This is a genomic window from Rothia nasimurium (assembly GCF_928381705.1).
GTDB classification, from domain to species: Bacteria; Actinomycetota; Actinomycetes; order Actinomycetales; family Micrococcaceae; genus Rothia; species Rothia nasimurium_G.
Map to the genome: position 1 here is coordinate 111,838 of NZ_CAKMSR010000004.1, position 14,510 is coordinate 126,347.

General features: G+C 62.7%; 11 protein-coding genes and 1 tRNA gene. 10 read left to right on the plus strand and 2 right to left on the minus strand.

Translation table 11 applies throughout. The features are described 5' to 3' along the window. Positions 1–990, plus strand: coding sequence for a GNAT family N-acetyltransferase (locus tag L6762_RS11990; protein ID WP_336603582.1), 990 nt, complete (start codon positions 1–3; stop codon positions 988–990). Between the two features lie 135 nt (positions 991–1,125). Here L6762_RS11990 and L6762_RS04875 read toward each other — a convergent pair. After that, a tRNA-Arg gene (locus tag L6762_RS04875) sits at positions 1,126–1,198 on the minus strand. Between the two features lie 121 nt (positions 1,199–1,319). On the opposite strand from L6762_RS04875, the gene L6762_RS04880 reads away from it, so the two are divergent. The 9 genes from L6762_RS04880 to L6762_RS04920 all read left to right on the plus strand — a co-directional run bounded on the left by L6762_RS04880 (position 1,320) and on the right by L6762_RS04920 (position 13,418). Next, positions 1,320–2,234: an alpha/beta hydrolase gene (locus L6762_RS04880; RefSeq protein ID WP_237185853.1), complete on the plus strand. Its 915-nt coding sequence runs from the start codon at positions 1,320–1,322 to the stop codon at positions 2,232–2,234. Positions 2,235–2,244: 10 nt separating this feature from the next. Beyond that, positions 2,245–3,906, plus strand: coding sequence for an arginine--tRNA ligase (gene argS / locus L6762_RS04885; RefSeq protein ID WP_237185854.1), 1,662 nt, complete (start codon positions 2,245–2,247; stop codon positions 3,904–3,906). Then, a complete protein-coding gene (gene lysA / locus L6762_RS04890) occupies positions 3,907–5,391 on the plus strand; it encodes a diaminopimelate decarboxylase (protein WP_237185855.1) in 1,485 nt (494 codons plus the stop codon). It begins immediately after the preceding gene. 183 nt (positions 5,392–5,574) lie between these two features. Further along, a complete protein-coding gene (locus L6762_RS04895; protein WP_272878682.1) occupies positions 5,575–6,861 on the plus strand; it encodes a homoserine dehydrogenase in 1,287 nt (428 codons plus the stop codon). Positions 6,862–6,873: 12 nt separating this feature from the next. Then, positions 6,874–7,890: a homoserine kinase gene (thrB, locus tag L6762_RS04900; protein WP_237185856.1), complete on the plus strand. Its 1,017-nt coding sequence runs from the start codon at positions 6,874–6,876 to the stop codon at positions 7,888–7,890. Positions 7,891–8,211: 321 nt separating this feature from the next. Then, entirely contained in the window at positions 8,212–10,308 is a 2,097-nt protein-coding gene (rho, locus tag L6762_RS04905) for a transcription termination factor Rho (protein ID WP_237185857.1), read from the plus strand. A 15-nt stretch (positions 10,309–10,323) separates the two neighbouring features. Continuing rightward, on the plus strand, positions 10,324–11,406 hold the full coding sequence (prfA, locus tag L6762_RS04910; RefSeq protein WP_135011527.1) for a peptide chain release factor 1: 1,083 nt from the start codon (positions 10,324–10,326) through the stop codon (positions 11,404–11,406). 2 nt (positions 11,407–11,408) lie between these two features. Further along, positions 11,409–12,332 (plus strand): peptide chain release factor N(5)-glutamine methyltransferase, encoded by a 924-nt coding sequence (prmC, locus tag L6762_RS04915; RefSeq protein ID WP_237185858.1) that lies wholly within the window; start codon positions 11,409–11,411, stop codon positions 12,330–12,332. A 15-nt stretch (positions 12,333–12,347) separates the two neighbouring features. Continuing rightward, positions 12,348–13,418, plus strand: coding sequence for an L-threonylcarbamoyladenylate synthase (locus L6762_RS04920; protein WP_336603583.1), 1,071 nt, complete (start codon positions 12,348–12,350; stop codon positions 13,416–13,418). Here L6762_RS04920 and L6762_RS04925 read toward each other — a convergent pair. Then, complete coding sequence (locus tag L6762_RS04925; RefSeq protein WP_237185860.1) at positions 13,415–14,488, minus strand: NAD-dependent epimerase/dehydratase family protein; 1,074 nt, start codon at positions 14,486–14,488, stop codon at positions 13,415–13,417. The two genes, L6762_RS04920 and L6762_RS04925, sit on opposite strands and share 4 nt — an antisense overlap. Between the last annotated feature and the right edge of the window lie 22 nt (positions 14,489–14,510).

Genomic DNA, 14,510 nt, shown 5'->3' on the forward strand with positions numbered 1-14,510 from the left:
ATGGAGCTACGCTACTGGGCACTCATCGACGCCCCTGACCTTTACTCGATTTACCGCACATCATCAGGCCTCGAGCGGCAGATGCCAGCCCTCGCCAGCGAAGAGGACGCCCGGAACCTCATCGAAACCAGCTACCTACCGGCTGAAAACCGGGCTATTTTCTGCCTCAGTGACGAGGGACGGCCCGCAGGGCTCATCGGGCTGAACTTTACGGCCCGCAGCGATACCGGAGCCTGGGACAGGGCCTGGGTCTACTACTGGCTAGCTGACCCCTATCGCGGGCAGGGCTACACAAAAGCGGCTCTCACGGCGGTGTGCGCCTGGGCCCTGGGCGATCCCAACCCCGCACCAACCCTACCTACTCTCGATACCGGCCTGCTGGCGTCCCTACCCTCACCCCGCCTCCGCCGTCTGGAACTGGGCTACCGCGCCAACAACCTCGCGAGCGGAGCCGTTGCCGCCGCAGCCGGATTCCAGGTTGAAGGGATTGAGCGGGAGAAATTTCTCTACGCCGGGCAGACCTACGACGCGGTGATAGCCGCTAGGCTCCGCAGGGGCGGACGCACTCCGGCCAGTCTGAGCTGCCAGGAGGCAGTTTCCCGCCCCGGCTTCCACCACGTTGAACTCTGGATCGAATCCCTGGCAACAGCCCTACCATCCTGGGCCTGGCTCACCCAGCAACTAGGGTGGACGACCTACCAGGAGTGGCCCGGCGGAATCTCCTGGCAGGCTCATGATGGCTCCTACCTCGTCCTCGAAGAATCCCCCGATACCACCGGCCCCCATAACCGCACCCACGCCGGTCTCAACCACCTGGCCTTCACAGTGCCGTCCGCAGCCTTGCTCGATAAGCTCCGTAGCGAGGCTACCAGCCACGGCTGGAGTGAACTCTTCGCAGACCGATATCCGCACGCAGGCGGCCCCGACCACTACGCCCTCTACCTCGAAAATAAGCAGGGGTTTGAAGTGGAACTCGTCGCCCCAAACTAACCCGCACTTAGTCTGAAAACCCCGCAACTAGTTGCGGGTAAAACAGAATAAATGCGGGGAAGAAGGCGGACGCCGGGCACAAAAAAGAGAAGGTATGCCAAAATGCGCGAAGCGCTGGCATACCTTCTCTTTTTGTGCCCTCGAAAGGATTCGAACCTTCGACACCCAGCTCCGGAAACTGGTGCTCTATCCACTGAGCTACGAGGGCAACACTGAACCTTCACAATAGATAGTGAAACTCAGACCTGATTACTCTATCAGAAACCCCACCCCACAACACAAACCGATTACAGTAGGAACAAAGACCAGCGCACCGAAGGGCTGAATCAATGACCACACTCACCGGCAACTACGCGGGAACCAACCACCCCTCCCAGACTTTTGACTTCTACCCGCCCAGCGCGCCAACCGGTGAACACCACCCCGTGCCCCTGCTCATCTACGTCCACGGCGGAGCCTGGCGATTCGGCGATAAATCCTCCTTCCTGCTAGCTGATAACGGTCTGCACCGCGTCCGCGAACGCTTCGCCCACGCAGGCTACGCCACCGCCTCCATCAACTACCGCCTCAGTCACGAAGCCCTCTTCCCCGCCCAAATCAACGACCTCAAAACAGCCATCCGCTACTTCAAAACCAGGGCCGAAGACTTCGGAATCGACCCCAACCGTATCGTCCTCGCAGGCGGATCGGCGGGCGGGCACCTGGTCCAGCTAGCCGCCGCCACCGGCCACCTGAACGAGCCCTACCTCGAAGGCCTCTCAGCCAGCGCGCTCGCTGCCCGAACCATCGCCGGTGAGCCGGACTCGTCCGTCCGCTGTGCCGTCTCCATCTACGGGGTTAGCGATCTGCGCACCATCTTCGACGACCGCGTCGCCTGGGGGTTCCCCTATGACCACCCCGAGGACGACGGGGCGGAATGGCGTCTGCTTGGCTCCACCTACCCTGCCCCGGTAGGCACTCCAGCAGAGGTCAATTGGGCCAAGGCCCACCCCATCGACTACGCCAGAGAGGCAAAGAAAACAGGGGAGCGAACCCACGCCCCGGTCTACTACATCCACGGCAGCGGGGACACCTGCGTGCCTCCCAACCAGTCCGTCGAGGCCCACCGTGCCCTCTCAGCCGCCGGAATCGCCACCGAACTGACCCTGATTGGCGAGGCGGAGCACTCCGACCCGGCAATCTACGCCAGCGAGAGCGCCTGGGAACATATCATTCGCTGGGTAGGTCTACAGCTCACCCTGTAGACTTGACCCTATGACTCCCGAAGAACTCTCAAGTGCAATTGACGGCGCGCTGACCGCAGCGTTCGAAGCCGGCGAACTGACCCTGACCGACGGCGAAACCGCCCCCGCTGTGCGCGTAGAGCGCCCTAAGAACCGCGACCACGGCGACTGGGCCACCAACATCGCCCTGCAGATTTCTAAGAAGGTGGGGAAGAACCCCCGCGAGGTAGCCCAGATCCTGGCTGCCCGAATCACCGAGATTGCCGGCGTGGCAAGCGTAGACATCGCTGGCCCCGGCTTCCTCAACATCACCCTAGACGCTGCCGCGGCGGGTGAGCTGGCCAAGACCATCGTTGAGCAGGGCTCAGCTTTTGGTACCAACGAAACCCTGGCCGGCCAGACCATCAACCTGGAGTTCGTCTCCGCTAACCCCACCGGCCCCATTCACCTGGGCGGTACCCGCTGGGCCGCTGTGGGTGACTCCCTGGCCCGTATCTTCATCTCCCAGGGCGCCAAGGTCGTGCGTGAATACTACTTCAACGACCACGGCAACCAGATTGACCGCTTTGCTCGCTCCCTGCTGGCCCGCGCCAAGGGTGAAGCCGCCCCCGAGGACGGCTACGGCGGTGAGTACATCACCGATATCGCCAACCGGGTGCTAGAGGTCCGCCCCGACGCTCTTGAGGCTGAAGACCCCCAGGAAGTCTTCCGCGCCACCGGTGTTGAGTTCATGTTTGAGGACATCAAGGCCTCTCTGCATGACTTCCACGTTGACTTCGACGTTTACTTCCACGAGAACTCCCTCTTTGAAAACGGCAAGGTCGATGAGCTGCTTGAAAAGCTCAAGGAATCTGAGAACCTTTACTTCAAGGACGGCGCCTGGTGGCTTAAGTCCACCGATTTCGGTGACGATAAGGACCGCGTGGTTATCAAGTCTGACGGCAACGCCGCCTACATCGCCGGTGACATCGCCTACTTCCAGGACAAGACCAAGCGCGAAGAGAACCCCGCTGACCTGGCAATCTACATGCTGGGTGCTGACCACCACGGCTATGTAGCCCGCCTCAAGGCCGCTGCCGCTGCCCTGGGCGATGACCCCAACATGGTTGAGGTCATGATTGGCCAGATGGTTAACCTGGTCAAGGACGGTACGCCCGTGCGTATGTCTAAGCGTGCCGGTACCGTCGTGACCCTGGAAGACCTGGTTGAAATCGTGGGCGTGGATGCAGCCCGCTACTCCCTGACCCGCTACTCGGTAGACTCCAACATCGATATCGACCTGGATCTGCTGACCAAGCAGTCCAACGAGAACCCGGTCTTCTACGTGCAGTACGCCCACGCCCGCACCTGCGCTATTGCCCGCAACGCTGAGGCAGCCGGCGTCACCACCGACTCCGTCGATACCGCCCTGCTGAACTCAGAGGCAGACTCAGCCCTGCTCGCTGCCCTGGGCCAGTTCGCCGGTGCCGTCAAGGAGGCCGCTGACTTCCGTGAGCCCCACCGCGTGGCCCGCTACCTGGAAACCCTGGCCGGCGCCTACCACCGCTGGTACGGTGTCTCCCACGTTGCCCCCAAGGGCGATGAAGAGGTCACCGACCTGCACCGCACCCGCCTGCTGCTGAACAATGCAACCCGCCAGGTACTGGGCAACGGCTTAGGCCTGCTGGGCGTCAGCGCACCGGAGAAGATGTAAATGGGCGCAGAATCCGCACTGTTCAAGCCCGACTGGCTGAGCTACCCGTCTGCCCCGGCCGACCTCGACCCGGTGATTTGGAAGCCCTCCTTCACCCGCTCCGAGAGTGGCGAGCTTGAGGTGGACGGCACCCCCGTCAGCCGCCTGGTTGCCGACTTTGGCACCCCCGAGTACGTCTTTTCTGAGACCACCTTCCGCGCCCGCGCCGCTGAGTTCCGTTCCGCCTTTGAGACGGCTTTTGAGAAGCACGGGGCTGAGGTCTCGGTCTACTACGCCGGGAAGTCCTTCCTGGCGACTGCCGTGGCCAAGTGGGCTGAGGAAGAGGGCCTGTGCCTTGATACCGCGAGTGGCGGTGAGCTGGCGATTGCCATGCGGGCCGGGGTACCCGGTGCGAAAATCGCCCTGCACGGTAACAACAAGTCGGCGGGCGAGATTGCCCGCGCCCTGCGCTACGGGGTAGGACGCCTGGTGGCCGACTCGGTGCCCGAGGTGCAGCTGATTGCGAAGGTAGCAGCCGAGTTGGGCGTCACCGCCCCGGTCATGCTCCGCGTGACCCCCGGCGTCCACGCCTCGACTCACGACTTCATTGCTACCGCCCACGAGGATCAGAAGTTTGGCCAGTCTCTGGCAGCCGGTACCGCGCCGCTGGCAGGTCTGTCGCTTGAAGAGCTGACCGAGCTGGGAATTACCGCAGACGATGCCTACGCCACCGTGGCTGCCGCTCTGGCCCTGGCCAGTGAGCACATTGACCTGCGCGGTTTGCACTGCCACATCGGCTCCCAGATTTTTGAGGCCGAGGGCTTCGGTAAGGCCGCTGAGAAGGTGCTGACCTACATGCAGCAACTCAACGAGCGCTTTGGCGTGGTGCTGCCCGAGATTGACCTGGGTGGCGGCTACGGTATCGGCTACACCGAGCAGGACACCCCGCGCGGTTCTGCCGATATTGCTACCGAGCTGGCTGACATGGTCTCTAAGACCTGCTCCAACGTGGGTATGGCGATTCCCCACCTGTCTTTTGAGCCGGGTCGCTCCATCTCGGGGCCCTCGGGTATTACCCTCTACACTGTCGGTACTATCAAAGACGTTGCGATTGAGGACGAGCACGGAGATACCCGCGTGCGCCGCTACGTCTCGGTCGATGGCGGCATGAGCGATAATCCCCGCCCGGTACTCTACGAGTCCGATTACGCCGTGACCTTGGCCAACCGGGCCCCGGAAGGGGAACAGATTCTGTCTCGCGTGGTGGGTAAGCACTGCGAATCTGGCGATATCGTGATTCGTTACTGCTACCTGCCAGCTGGCCTGGCAGCGGGCGACATTCTGGCTGTTCCGGCCACCGGCGCCTACAACCACGTCATGGCCTCTAACTACAACTACCTGACCCGCCCGCCGGTGATCGCAACGGCAGCAGGTAAGGAACCCCGCGCCATCATCCGCCGCGAAACCGAAGAGGACATGCTAGCCCGGGACTTGGGCCTGGTCTAGGCTTTGTCATCAGGACGCCGCCCCGCGCCCTAGCCGTCAAAGGGCAGGGGAGCGGGGCGGTGGCGTCCTGTCATAAACCACTCCGTGAGAAAATAAAGTTCATACTCTGGGTTACGCTGTCTTACCCGCTAGCATGGTGAGCGTACCCCTGAACCTATTTCCCATCTACGTCAGGAGACGCTCTTGGGCAACACCACCATCAAAGTAGCGCTACTGGGCGCCGGCAACGTCGGCTCACAGGTAGCCCGCATGCTCACCGAAGATGCCGAGTCCCTGCAAGACCGCATTGGTGCGCCGGTTGAGCTCATCGGTATTGCCGTGCGCGATACCTCAGCCAAGCGCCACTATGAGGCTGCACCTGAGCTCTACACCACCGATGCTGAGGCGCTGATTGACGCCGCCGATGTGGTCATTGAACTGACCGGCGGTATCGAGCCTGCCCGCACCCGCATCCTGCGCGCCCTGACCGCTGGCAAGTCGGTGGTATCGGGTAACAAGGCCCTGCTGGCTAAGCACGGTGTAGAACTGGCTGCTGCCGCCGCTAAGAGCGGGGCCCAGCTCTCCTACGAGGCAGCGGTTGCCGGTGCTATCCCCATCCTGCGCCCCCTGCGCGACTCTCTGGCCGGTGATCAGATCACCCGCGTGCTGGGTATCATGAACGGCACCACCAACTACATCCTGGACCAGATGGACACCACCGGCGCCCAGTTCACCGATGCCCTGGCCGAGGCCCAGCGCCTGGGCTACGCCGAAGCTGACCCCACTGCCGATATCGAGGGCCACGACGCCGCCTCTAAGGCCGCAATCGTTGCCTCCCTGGCCTTCCACTCTGACTTCACCATCGACGACGTCCACTGCGAGGGCATTACCTCCATCACCGCTGACGACGTGGCGGCAGCCGCTGCCGACGGCTATGTCATCAAGCTCCTGGCGGTCTGCGAAAAGGACGGCGAGGGCGTTAACATCCGCGTAAACCCCACCCTGGTGCCCCGCAGTCATCCGCTGGCCTCGGTCCACGGGGCTTTCAACGCGGTCTTCGTACAGGCTGAAAATGCCGGTGAGCTCATGTTCTACGGCCCCGGCGCAGGTGGCGCTCCCACCGCCTCTGCGGTACTGGGTGACTTCGTTTCCCTGGCCCGCCGCCTGGTGCTCGGTGGCCCGGGTATCCCCGAGTCCTCCCACGCTAACCTGGTGGCAACCCCCATGAACGACGTTGTCTCCCGCTACTCTGTGGGCATCGTCGTGGAAGATAAGCTGGGTGTTTTGGCCAACATCGCCCGGATCTTTGCCGAGCACGGTGTCTCTATCGAGACCATGCGCCAGGCTAAGGGAACCGGCGACGGCACCAGCGCCTCCATTCGTATCGTCACCCACCGTGCTACCGACGCTAACCTGCGAAAGACCATGGCGGTAGTCGATGCCCTCGATACCGTCCGCGACATCACCTCCGTTATCCGCGTAGAAGGCTAAACACCGATTCTTATGTCACTTCCCATGATCGACGGCTCAGACGAGCCCTTCGTCCAGCCCGATGTAATCCCCGTTGGCGCGCGCGTGACCGTCAAGGTCCCGGCCTCTTCAGCCAATCTCGGCCCCGGCTACGACTCTCTCGGTCTGGCCCTGGCCCACTATGATGACCTGACGGTCACCCGCGTGCCCGGGGTGGGGGAGCTGACCTTCGATCTCACCGGTGAGGGGGCGGACGAGGTTCCGCAGGACGCCAGCCACCTGGTCATCAAGGCCATGGTGACTGCCTGGAAGGCAGTGGGGCTTTTTGAGCTACCCTCCCTACACGTTCAGGCCCATAACCGCATCCCGCATTCTCGCGGTATGGGGTCATCCGCTTCAGCCATCGTGGCCGGCGTGACCGCAGCGAACGGCCTGCTCCCCGCTGAGCTCCAGCTTGATGACGAGGCCGTGCTACAGATTTGTTCGGGCATGGAAGGCCACCCCGATAACGTGGCCCCCTCCCTCTATGGCCACGTTGTGATCTCCTACGGGGACGACTCGGGCTGGCACTCCCTGCCCGTACCGGCCCACGAGAACGTACTGCCGGTCATCGCAATTCCTGACTACGAGGTGCCGACCAAGGTAGCCCGCGGCCTCATTCCCGAGACTGTTCCCCACCGGGAAGCCGCCGCCAACTCCGGCCGTGCGGCCCTGCTGACCCAGGCACTGGCGTCCTACCCCGACTACCTACTGCCCGCAACCAGCGACCTGCTGCACCAGTCCTACCGCGCCGTTGCCATGAAGCCCTCAGCGGCCCTGGTTAAGTACCTGCGCGGCAAGGGTTTTGCTGCGGTGATCTCGGGGGCAGGCCCCACCGTCATGGCCCTGGCCAACGGGGCGGACGAACGCGCCCGAGTTCGCGAAGCTATTGAGGCTTTCGCCACCGAAAGCGAGCCTAATCAGCACGAGAGTCGGGCTGTAAGCTGGCGGGTGCTCGATATCGATATCGACACTAAAGGTGTTATGCTTACTTATAAGGAAACCGCCTAGCGCGCTCCAGCACTATTTGTGCCCGGGCTCGCCTGTGTTGGCCTCATCCCACGGTTTGGCAGGTCTGTAGAAGCCTCAGCAGGTTCAACCGTTCATTTACGTCTTTCACTGAACTAGTGGGGGGCGTTCCCTTGCCGGGTATCCCGTCAGCTACCGTTTGGTGCAGCCGGGTGCCCGAACCCGGGTCACCTGATACTCTCGCTTTCCCAGCGACAGCGTCACCTGACCCCTGAAACTATCACTCGCCCGCTCTGGGCATGGCGCATCTGTTGCGCCAGAACAACCCGCGAAATCAACGACATTTCGAGAGAAGGAATCTTCGTGGCAGAAAACACCGACCTGACCGCAGGTACGGAGGCCGCAGCAGCGGCTGAGCAGAAGTCCCCCAGTCTGAGCACCCTCAAACTCGCTCAGCTCCAGTCCCTGGCTTCCCAGCTAGGTATTACCGGCGCCCGCCGCATGCGTAAATCAGACCTGGTTGAGGCCATTTCAGCCCACCAGCGTGGCTCAGCTGTAGCCGACCGTCCTGCTGAAACCGCAGATCAGGCAGAGAAGCCTAAGCGCACCCGTACCCGCAAGACCGCAGCCGAGAAGGCTGCCGAAGCAGAAGCTCCCGCCGAGGCTCAGCCTGAGGCAGAGAAGCCCAAGCGCACCCGCACCCGCAAGACCGCAGCTGAAAAGGCTGCCGAAGCAGAGCAGCCCAAGGGGCAGGACGCCGCCGAAGCCGCTGACGCACCTGCTGAAGCTACTTCTGAGAAGCCCGCTACTAAGCGTCGCGGTAACCGCCGCGCCACCAGCTCAACCGTAGCTGCTGAATCCCAGAAGGAAACCAAGCCCGATACCTCTGCCCTTGAGGCGGTTGAAGCTGCCCTTGACGGTCTGGAGTCTCAGAAGGCTGCCCGCAATGAGCAGAACGAGGGCGAAGAGGGTGCCAAGCGCACCCGTACCCGCACCCGTACCGACCGTCGTCGCAAGAACGAGGGCGAGAACGTCGATTCTGCCGAGCAGAACGACACTACCGCTGAGAACGGCGAGAAGAACGAGCGTTTTGAGCGCAAGAACCGTCGTGACCGCAACGACCGCGATAACCGTCAGGACCGCGGCGATAAGCAGGATCGCGAGAACCGCGACCGCGGCGGCAAGAACGACCGCCAGAACAACAACGGCCCCGACGAAGACCGCCGTAACAACCGCAAGAACCGCCGCGACCGTCAGGCAGAGCGCCGCGAACGCCGTAACAACCGCCGCGACGACTACGAGCCCGAGATTAGCGAAGACGACGTACTGATTCCCGTCGCCGGTGTGCTCGACGTCCTCGACAACTACGCTTTCGTACGTACCTCCGGCTACCTGCCCGGCACCAACGACGTTTACGTTTCCCTGGCCCAGGTCAAGCGTTACGGCCTGCGCAAGGGTGACGCTGTGGTCGGTACCATCCGCGCCCCCCGCGAAGGCGATAACAACAACCGCCAGAAGTTCAACGCCCTGGTACAGCTGACCTCCATCAACGGCCTGACCCCCGAAGAGTCCAAGGGCCGCCGCGAATTCAACAAGCTCACCCCGCTCTACCCCAAGGAGCGCCTGCGCCTGGAGACCGACCCCAAGAAGCTCGGTACCCGCGTTATCGACCTGATTGCCCCCATCGGTAAGGGCCAGCGCGGCCTGATTGTGGCACCTCCCAAGGCCGGTAAGACCTTGATGCTGCAGTCCATCGCCAACGCGATTACCACCAACAACCCCGAGGTTCACCTCATGATGGTTCTGGTAGACGAGCGCCCCGAAGAAGTCACCGACATGCAGCGCACCGTCAACGGTGAAGTGATCGCTTCCACCTTTGACCGCCCGGCAGATGACCACACCACCGTTGCCGAGCTCGCCATCGAGCGCGCCAAGCGCCTGGTGGAGCAGGGCCGCGACGTCGTCGTCCTGCTGGACTCCATGACCCGCCTGGGCCGTGCCTACAACCTGGCAGCGCCCGCCTCAGGTCGTATCCTCTCCGGTGGTGTGGACGCAGCTGCCCTCTACCCGCCCAAGAAGTTCTTCGGTGCTGCCCGCAACATCGAAGAAGGCGGCTCACTGACCATTCTGGCGACCGCCCTGGTCGAGACCGGCTCCAAGATGGACGAGGTCATCTTCGAAGAATTCAAGGGTACCGGCAACATGGAACTGCGCCTTTCCCGCCAGCTGGCAGACAAGCGTATTTTCCCCGCCATCGACCTCAACGCGTCCTCAACCCGCCGCGAAGAGGCCCTGCTCTCACCCGACGAGGTCAAGATCATGTGGCGCCTGCGCCGCGTGCTGGCCGGCATGGACCAGGAACAGTCCCTGTCTGTTCTGCTCTCCAAGCTGCGCGAGACCCAGTCCAACGTCGAATTCCTGCTCACCGTTGCTAAGAGCGGCCTGGGCCACGGCGAATAAGGAAAGGACATCACCGTGATTGAATCTATCCAGGGTCTGCTCGACGAGCACGCAGACCTCCAGAAGCAGCTGGCTGACCCAGCCGTCCACGCTGACCAGGGTAAGGCCCGTAAGCTGGGTCGCCGCTACTCAGAGCTCAACGGCATCGTTGAAGCCTACAACCGCGTCAACACCCTGCGCGACGACATCGAAGCTGCCCGCGAGATGGCTGCCGAAGACCCCGACTTTGCTGACGAGGTCAAGGAGCTTGAAGCCCAGCTGCCCGAGGCTGAAGAGAAGCTGCGCCGTCTGCTGATTCCCCGTGATCCGGACGACGGCCGCAACGTCATTCTCGAAGTCAAGGGTGGCGAAGGTGGCGACGAGGCTTCCCTCTTCGCTGCTGACCTGTTGCGCATGTACACCCGCTACGCTGAATCCAAGGGCTGGAAGACTGAGATGATCTCCTCCCAGACCACCGATGTTGGCGGTTACAAGGACGCCCAGGTAGCTATCAAGGGTACCTCGAATGACCCCGCTGAGGGCGTCTGGGCCCACCTCAAGTACGAGGGTGGCGTGCACCGCGTGCAGCGTGTTCCGGCGACCGAGTCCCAGGGCCGTATCCACACCTCAGCTGCCGGTGTGCTGGTCTTCCCCGAGGTCGATGAGCCCGAGGAAATCGAGATCAACCAGAACGACCTGAAGATTGACGTCTACCGCTCATCAGGCCCCGGTGGTCAGTCGGTGAACACCACCGACTCCGCTGTGCGTATTACCCACCTGCCCACCGGCATCGTGGTTGCTATGCAGAACGAGAAGTCTCAGATTCAGAACCGTGAAGCTGCCATGCGCGTGCTCCGGGCCCGCCTGCTGGCCTGGCAGCAGGAGCAGATTGATGCTGAGAACGCCGAGAAGCGCCACTCCCAGGTGCGCACTATGGACCGTTCTGAGCGCATCCGCACCTACAACTTCCCCGAAAACCGTATTGCCGACCACCGCACCGGCTACAAGGCCTACAACCTGGACGCCGTCCTCAACGGTGACCTTGAGGCAGTTGTGCAGTCCGCTATCGAGATGGACGAGGCCGCCCGCCTTGAGAAGCTCGGTCAGGAAGACAAGTAAGAGTGGCTGATTTTAGCCTGGAGCCCGGCGAAGAGCTTGATTCAGCCCTTCGCCGGGCTGCGCTCTATCTTGGCGCAGCCGGTATTGACTCGGCTGCGGTGGACGCGCAGCTTCTTGCTGCTTATCTACTGGAGAAGGACGCCGGTGAGCCGGTATCGCGGGGCCGTGTTCAGTCCCTGGCCCTGCTGGGGCATGCGGTGCCTGAGGGCTTTGCCCGTCTGGTGACCCTGCGCGGTGAGCGTCTACCGCTTCAACACCTGACCGGCCAGGCCCACTTCCGGGGCCTGACCCTGTCGGTGGGGCCGGGGGTTTTTGTGCCCCGACCCGAGACCGAGCTGCTGGTGGAGCACGCCCTCACCGCCTACCGGGGCATGGCTGAGGCCCTGCCCGCCCAGCCCCTGGTGGTTGACCTGTGTACCGGGTCAGGTGCCATTGCAGCTGCCCTTGCTACCGAGCTAGCCGCAGATGAGCAGGTGCCGCCCCCGCGCGTCCTTGCCGTTGAACTCTCGACCGACGCTGCCGCCTGGGCCGAGCGTAACCTGGGCCCCGCCGGGGTGGAACTGGTAGCGGGCGATGCCCGCACGGCCCTGCCCGGGTACGAGGGAACCGTGACCCTGGTGGCTTCCAACCCGCCCTATATCCCTGCCGGGGCAATTCCTAAAGATCCAGAGGTTCGCGACCACGACCCGGCCCTGGCCCTCTACGGCGGGGGAGAGGACGGTATGGAGTTACCTACCGCCATCGCAGCCCGAGCCTATGCTCTTCTTGCTCCCGGTGGCTACCTGATTATGGAGCACGCCGAAACCCAGCGGGAACTGATGCGTCAGGCCCTTGCCGCCGCCGGCTTTGAAGGTATCGAATCTATTGACGATTTCGCGGGTAAACCCCGTCACACCTCGGGCTATAAACCGCTACCAGGCACCTAAGAATGTGAAAGAATAATGAGCGTGAAAGCAACCATTGTTAGTGCAACCGACCCTGAGACCCTGGGCGACGCCATCGCGACCGCCAACTCAGCAATCGGCGCAGCCAAGACCATCGTGATTCCTACCGACACCGTGTACGGTATCGCCACCGACGCCTTCTCCGTTGAGGGCGTTGGGAACCTGCTTGCCGCTAAGGGCCGTACCCGGCAGATGCCCCCGCCGGTACTCATTTACGACCAGTCTGTGCTGCCGGGTTTGGCCGACGAAATTTCCGAGGACGCCCGCGCCCTGGCTACCGAGTTCTGGCCCGGTGCTCTCACCCTGATTTTCTATTCTCAGCCCTCCCTGAACTGGGACCTGGGCGAGACCCAGGGCACCGTTGCCCTGCGCGTGCCTAACGACCCTGTAGCTATTGAGCTTCTGAAAAACCTGGGCCCTCTGGCTGTTTCTTCAGCCAATAAGACCGGGCGCCCGGCAGCTACAACCGCCCAGGAAGCCATGGCCCAGCTGGGCGATGACGTAGCCGTTATCTTTGACGGTGGACCCCGCCCCGAGAACCGTCCTGAGGGCTTTGAAGCCAAGGACGCCCTACCTTCGACCATCGTTGACTGTACCTCTGACCGCCTGGTTGTGGTGCGTGAGGGTGCAATTTCAGTAGAGCGCCTGCGCGAGGTCGTACCCGGTGTGCTAACCCGCGCTGAGTTTGAGGCCCAGGAGAAGGCCCGCCGCGAAGCTGAGTCAGCTCTGGTAGCAAGCTCAGAGGCAATGGAAGATACCGAGTTTTCTCCCCGCCAGGTGGATGAGCCTGAGACAAAAGAGGTTGAGGCTGCCTCCCGCCAGGCCGCCGCTCCTGTAGCTGGTTCGCTCGCTGCGGGTCTGGTAGGCGGTGCTAGTGGCACTGTAGCCGTTGACCAGCGCCGTACGGCAAGCGCTCATGCTCCCGAAACCCGCGTGGTACAAGACAACACCAAGCCCTACTCGGTGGCCGATGCCCGTTCGCTGGTGTTCGGCACCCAGAAAGAAGCCCCCACCGAACCGCTGACCGAAGCGGATGGCGAGGGCAAAGAAGGCACTCCTACCGTCTAGTTTTCAAACTTGCGGTCCTGCCTGGTGCCCAGTGCGCTGTGGGCGGTGCGAAGCACCTCGCTCACCCGTGCTTGGGGCACCAGGCCATTTTTTTGAGCCCACGAATCGTCAATATCCTGACCGAACCACATCACCTCAACCCGGCGGACGGGCCCGGTCAGGCGGTCCCCCAGGAGCTCAGAGACCCTGTAGCCGGTGGCTACCAGAGCCCGGCAGAGGGGGGCCGGTAGGTGTAGGGGGCGGCGGCGTCCTGCGTCAATAAGGACGGACTCGGTGGTTGCCCCTTCCCAGGGCTGCATTACGATGGCGGGCAGAGGGCCGGTGAAACTGGCTACCCGGTAGACGAATTCTGCCAGGGCGTAGTTGGAGGAGACCGGGGTGCGCCGCGGGGTGCGCCCTGCGACGGACGCCAGTGGGGAGGAAGCAATTTTTGCGAAAGCCTCGGTGGTGCGGCGGCCACGGCCCTGCACACTCGTGGCCCGGATAATGCAGATATCAACCGCGTGATCCCCGGCTACAGCGACGGGGGAGTGAGAAGGAGCCGCCGGGAATTCCGACGCTTCAGAGCCGGGAGCCTGCCCCTGAGCAGCTGTTTCTTCGATAAAGGCCCGCAGGGTCAGAAGCACCTCTTCGCCCAGGGCCTTCGAGAAAGAGTAGGCAGAGAAAGGCTGTGGTTCTGCCTCTGCACTGAGCACAGGGACCGGCCCTAAGACAGCAGCAGAGCTCAGGTGGATTACCCTGCTGACGCCGGTGCGCTGGGCAGCAATTGCAATGACCGCAGGCAGCAGAGCATTAGCGCCTAGCAGGGGAGCTAGGTCTTCCTGGTCAGGGGCAGCCAGGCCCGAAGCGTTGATGACAACCTCGCACCCTGCGAAAGACTCGGCGAGAGTGTCGATAATGCCGTCTAGCTGCCGGGCTTCGCGAATGAGCTGGTTGGCTTCGGCTGTGCGCGTGAGCAGGCGGGGAGCCTCAACCGCATCGACCTGGACGCCTTCGGCAGCTAGCCGGGCTACAATCGATGAACCCACAAACCCGCTTGCCCCAATTACTTTCCATGTGGCCTGAGCCATGCCTTTACTCCGTCCGTACGGT

What these genes read in the sequence shown, in the direction of transcription:
- L6762_RS11990 (WP_336603582.1), top strand. Translation starts at nt 1, where the DNA reads ATGGAGCTACGCTACTGGGCACTCATCGACGCCCCTGACCTTTACTCG.
- L6762_RS04880 (WP_237185853.1), top strand. Translation starts at nt 1,320, where the DNA reads ATGACCACACTCACCGGCAACTACGCGGGAACCAACCACCCCTCCCAG.
- argS (WP_237185854.1), top strand. Translation starts at nt 2,245, where the DNA reads ATGACTCCCGAAGAACTCTCAAGTGCAATTGACGGCGCGCTGACCGCA.
- lysA (WP_237185855.1), top strand. Translation starts at nt 3,907, where the DNA reads ATGGGCGCAGAATCCGCACTGTTCAAGCCCGACTGGCTGAGCTACCCG.
- thrB (WP_237185856.1), top strand. Translation starts at nt 6,874, where the DNA reads ATGTCACTTCCCATGATCGACGGCTCAGACGAGCCCTTCGTCCAGCCC.
- L6762_RS04920 (WP_336603583.1), top strand. Translation starts at nt 12,348, where the DNA reads ATGAGCGTGAAAGCAACCATTGTTAGTGCAACCGACCCTGAGACCCTG.
- L6762_RS04925 (WP_237185860.1), bottom strand. Translation starts at nt 14,488, where the DNA reads ATGGCTCAGGCCACATGGAAAGTAATTGGGGCAAGCGGGTTTGTGGGT.